This window comes from Moraxella caviae, assembly GCF_002014985.1.
GTDB classification, from domain to species: domain Bacteria; phylum Pseudomonadota; class Gammaproteobacteria; order Pseudomonadales; family Moraxellaceae; genus Moraxella; species Moraxella caviae.
The window spans coordinates 1-4810 of record NZ_MUXU01000083.1; the positions used below are offsets into that span (position 1 = coordinate 1).

At 46.5% G+C, this 4810-nt stretch carries 3 protein-coding genes; all 3 read right to left on the reverse strand.

Annotated elements, in window-relative coordinates:
* Window positions 1-276: 276 nt before the first annotated feature.
* On the reverse strand, window positions 277-792 hold the full coding sequence (locus B0181_RS10885) for an adenine phosphoribosyltransferase (protein ID WP_078277517.1): 516 nt from the start codon (window positions 790-792) through the stop codon (window positions 277-279).
* A 226-nt stretch (window positions 793-1018) separates the two neighbouring features.
* A complete protein-coding gene (locus tag B0181_RS10890) occupies window positions 1019-2626 on the reverse strand; it encodes a carbon starvation CstA family protein (protein ID WP_078277518.1) in 1608 nt (535 codons plus the stop codon).
* 416 nt (window positions 2627-3042) lie between these two features.
* Window positions 3043-4329, reverse strand: a complete 1287-nt coding sequence (locus B0181_RS10895; protein ID WP_078277519.1) for an acetyl-CoA C-acetyltransferase — start codon at window positions 4327-4329, stop codon at window positions 3043-3045.
* Window positions 4330-4810: the final 481 nt, after the last annotated feature.

Genomic DNA, 4810 nt, shown 5'->3' on the forward strand with positions numbered 1-4810 from the left:
TTGAAAATAGCCCAAATTTTAAACACAAACTAAAACTCGAAAACAATATAGCAAAACTTATAACAGATGGCAATAGTTCTGCCAAAAAATTTTCATGTGTTAGAAGTGAGGTGGCGTGCGAGACGGGGTGGGTGCGTAAGTTGGTTTAAGAAACGATAGGTAAGTTGAGTGGAACGAAAACCCAACGTGGATTTAAAATCCGTTTTTAAACGTTGGGTTGTACTGCTGCCAACCCAACTTACGCATTATCGCTAATCTAAATTACTGATAAGCCCATCAAGTCGTCATCACCGAATAAGTCGGCATGCCAATATCGCCATGCAATGCCAGCAAATCCAGCAGCACAAGCGCACCCAAAACACCATGCCCTGCCTGCTCGCACAGACGCTTACTGGCAATAAGCGTGCCGCCTGTTGCCAGCACATCGTCCACGAGCAGCACGTTAGTTTTTGGTAAATTGGCTTTGATTTGTAGCGTATCCGTGCCGTATTCTAGGGTGTAGTTTTCAGAAAATACAGGCGGCGGTAGTTTGCCAGCCTTACGAATCAAAATCAGTGGCTTGCCTGTGCGCCCAGCCAAGAGCGAGCCGATGACAAATCCGCGCGCTTCGGTGGTGGCAAATGCGCCCACAGTGTCCAAAAATCCATCAGGCAGCGCCGCCAAAAGCTCATCAACCAGCTGTGTAACGTGTCCGTACAGCAAAGGCGAAATGTCATAAAAATCAATGCCAGCTTTAGGAAAGTCGGTGATGGTGTGAATGATTTGCCAAAAAGGGTGATTTTGCTTGTTCATGATGTTTTGATGTTTGGTAGAAAATTGATGGTAAGGTGCTATTATAGCGGATTTTGGCGGTGAATGGGATTTTGGGTGGTTTTTGACCGCATTTCTAAACCAATTTCTAAGTATGAATCCCCACCAAAAACAAGACCGCAGAAAATAATCCTGCGGTCTTGTATTAATGATGGCTTAAAAGACGCAATCTTTAAAAGATTGGTTTGTCAAATCGTCATGTCAATCATCAGGCATTTGCACCAACTTGGGTGATTTTTTCTTCTACCACGAGCGCATCAGGGTCGCCAGCGATGCTTTCACGCTTGACGAACAAGAAAAACGCAGCCGTAGTCAGCACGGTCAAGCCAAGCCCGATGTACACAGACAGCTGATAGTCAAGACCAAAGCCGATTTTATTGTACGCCAAGAAGGTGTAACACGCCGCGCTCATAAACATCGCAGGCAAGGTGCAAACCCAGTGGAATTTACGGTAGCGATACAGATAGCCTGCCGCCGTCCACAGCATAACCACCGCAACGGTTTGGTTCGCCCAGCTGAAATAACGCCACAAAATTTGGAAATCCACTTTTGAGACGATAAAGCCCACCACAAACAGCGGTACAGCGATGAGTAGACGCTTCATCAGCGTGCGCTGCTCCATGTTGAAAAATTCAGCAATGATAAGGCGTGCCGCACGAAATGCTGTATCGCCAGACGTGATTGGCAAAATCACCACGCCAAGCACCGCAAATACGCCGCCAATCGCACCCAGATAGAAAATCGAGCTGTCGTACACCACTTTTGATGGCGAGCCAGCAGCGATGGCGTCTTGTAAAGACAGCAAATCAGGGTAAAACGACATACCCACCGCACACCAAATCAAAGCGATGATACCTTCGGCAATCATTGCGCCATAAAAGATGAAGCGACCTTCGCTTTCGTTTTCGGCACAGCGTGCCATCAGCGGCGTTTGGGTGGCGTGAAAACCTGACAACGCACCACAAGTGATGGTCAAAAATAGCAGCGGCCAGATTGGCAAATCGCCTTTTGGCTGTAGGTTTTGAAAGAAACTTTCAGTAGTCAAGCCGCCCATAGAATTAAAGAAATAAGTGTCGGCACTGCCAAGCTCATTTTTCACAAGACCGTACATCATGCCAAGCGACATGAACAGCAAAAGACCACCAAAAAACGGATACACTCTGCCGATGATTTTGTCAATCGGTAGCAAAGTGGCGATGATGTAATAAGCAAAAATAATGAGCGTCCACACGACAATGATGGTTTCTTTTGTCATGCCAAAGACGGTGTTGGTTACATCGCCAGCCACTGCCGCCATGCTTTCGGCATTGTCCACCGAGATTGCGCCTGTGGCATTTGAGCCAAATACGTCCATGGTGATGGCGCTCATCAGCTGCGCTGGACTTGCTACGAACACCACGCCCACCAAAAGCAATAGCACCACGGCAAGCAGGTTGATGAAATGCTTGACAGGTGCGCCAAGGTATTTGCCTGTCAGATAAGGCATGCTTGCGCCGCCATTACGCACCGAGAGCATACCGCACATATAATCATGCACCGCACCTGCAAAAATACAGCCAAAAACAATCCACAGCATTGCCACAGGGCCGTACAACGCACCCAAAATTGGGCCGAAAATTGGGCCTGTGCCAGCGATGTTTAGCAGCTGAATGAGCCAAATTTTCTTTTTGGACATCGGAACGTAGTCCACGCCGTCCGCCATGGTGTAGGCAGGCGTGTTTTTGTTCGGATTGATGACAAAGATTTTTTCAATCACTTTGCCATAAACAAAGTAGCCGACCAACAAGACGGCAATACAAAAGAAAAACCACAACATAACGTTTCCTGTATTGGCAAACGCCAAAACTTCATTGAATGCTTTAGTAGGGATAAGAAAATGCGCAGCGATGAAAACTGGCTCAGCGAAGGCTTATTTTGATAAATTTGCCATAAAATTTAGCAAGTTGTCATCAGTACAAATTTTAAACGCATTTTTGGCTAACATACAGAAGTTTTGCGCGAATGTAAAGAAAAATTTGGTGGTATGGTAAAATCTTGAAAAAAGTGCTAAGCAAATGTTTAAGGTGATGTGTTTTGCTTAAAAATTCATCTAAAAATCTACCGAAAAATCCGACTTAACATCACTAAATTTCACCCAAAAAATCCGCCAAAAATTTACTCAAAAAAATCCGCCCAGCAATCGCAAGTGGATTGTGAGCGGATTTGGTTGGTTTGGTCGTGAAATTTTACAGCTTAACGCTCCAAAATGCACGTTACGCCTTGACCGCCAGCTGCGCAGATGGAAATCAGCGCACGTCCAGAGCCTTTTTGCGCAAGTAATTTGGCAGCAGTTGCCAAAATGCGCCCACCTGTGGCGGCAAACGGGTGTCCAGCGGCAAGGCTTGAGCCATTGACGTTGAGCTTGCTGCGGTCAATCGCACCCAGTGGCGCATCCAGTCCTAGGCGATTTTTACAAAAATTCTCATCTTCCCAAGCTGCCAAAGTAGACAGCACTTGTGATGCAAAGGCTTCATGAATTTCATAAAAATCAAAGTCTTGCAGTGTCAATCCCGCCTTGGCAAGCATTTTTGGCACGGCATAAGCTGGCGCCATAAGCAAACCTTCCGTCAAGCCATTTTTGCCGATAAAATCCACCGCTGCCGTCTGCTGATGGGTGATGTACGCCAACGGCTCAAATCCGTGCACCGCCGCCCAGTCATCGCTTGCCAGCAGCACCGCAGAAGCGCCATCGGTCAAGGGAGATGAATTGCCAGCGGTCATCGTTGGGTTGGCGTTTTTCTTGCCAAAGACGGGTTTTAGCTTGGCAAGTTTGTCAAGCGATGTGTCTGCACGCAGGTTGTTGTCCTTATCAAGCCCCTTATAAGGCGTGATTAAATCATCAAAAAACCCTTCGTCATAAGCGCGCGCCAAATTATGATGGCTGGCGGCAGCAAGCTCGTCTTGGGCGGTGCGGCTGATGTTCCATTCAAGTGCGGTGATGGCTTGGTGTTCGCCCATAGAAAGGCGGGTGCGTGGCTCAGCGTTGGCAGGCAAGGCGAGCAGATTTTTTGGGTTGATGTGGCTTAGTGCGCTTAGGCGTGCCTTGGCGGTTTTGGCGTTATTGAGTGCAAGCAGTGGCTTGCGCAGGCCATCGCCCAGCGCAATCGGTGCGTCTGATGTGGTGTCTGTGCCGCCTGCGATGCCGCTGTCAATTAAGCCCAGCGCGATTTTATTTGCCACTGCAAAGGCGGATTGTAGCCCTGTGCCGCACGCCTGAGAAATGTCGTAGCTTGGTGTGGTTGGGTGAAGGTCAGTATTTAGCACAGCTTCACGAGTTAGGTTTAAATCTTTACTGTGTTTTAGCACCGTGCCAGCCACCACTTCGCCGATTTCTTTATCCGCTAAGTCAAAGCGTGCCACCAAGCCAGCCAAAGCTGCGCTTAGCATATCGATGTTACTGGCGTCTGCATATGCGCCATTGCTGCGTGCGAAAGGAATGCGATTACCGCCGATGATGGCGACTTTTTTAATTTGCGACATAATCACTCCTGTTTGTCTGCTTTTTAGATGATAAATTTAGTCAATAAAACGAAAAAGTGAACATTTGTATATTTTGGTTTATTTTGTTGATGATTTTTGATAAACTATTTGGGTAAACTTATGTTCACTATTTTGTGATGGCTTGCCGTGCTTTGTGGTGAATTTGTGGTGAAATGATTTGCCAAAATAAAAATTTCACCACAAGCCAAGCGCACCAAATGCGTTTTAGCTTATCATCATTTGCCAAAAATACAAATCAACTTTTGCCAATTTTGCCAAAAATTTTGTTAAAGAAGGTTTCTTGGCGGCATTTTAATGATGGTTTGTGGTATGATAGTTTATGGCGATTTTATAAAAGTACAAGGGCTGCTTTACCGATAAATTTGACCGAAAAGTCGTGCGCGCCAGTGATTTTACGCCAATCTTTGTGCTACAATGCGTGCAATGCGCCCAAAAATTGTGAAAAAACTTGCGCAAAACT

Bases quoted from the DNA above. Each gene is read 5' to 3' on its own strand.
- B0181_RS10885 (WP_078277517.1), bottom strand. From the start codon at position 792: ATGAACAAGCAAAATCACCCTTTTTGGCAAATCATTCACACCATCACC.
- B0181_RS10890 (WP_078277518.1), bottom strand. From the start codon at position 2,626: ATGTTGTGGTTTTTCTTTTGTATTGCCGTCTTGTTGGTCGGCTACTTT.
- B0181_RS10895 (WP_078277519.1), bottom strand. From the start codon at position 4,329: ATGTCGCAAATTAAAAAAGTCGCCATCATCGGCGGTAATCGCATTCCT.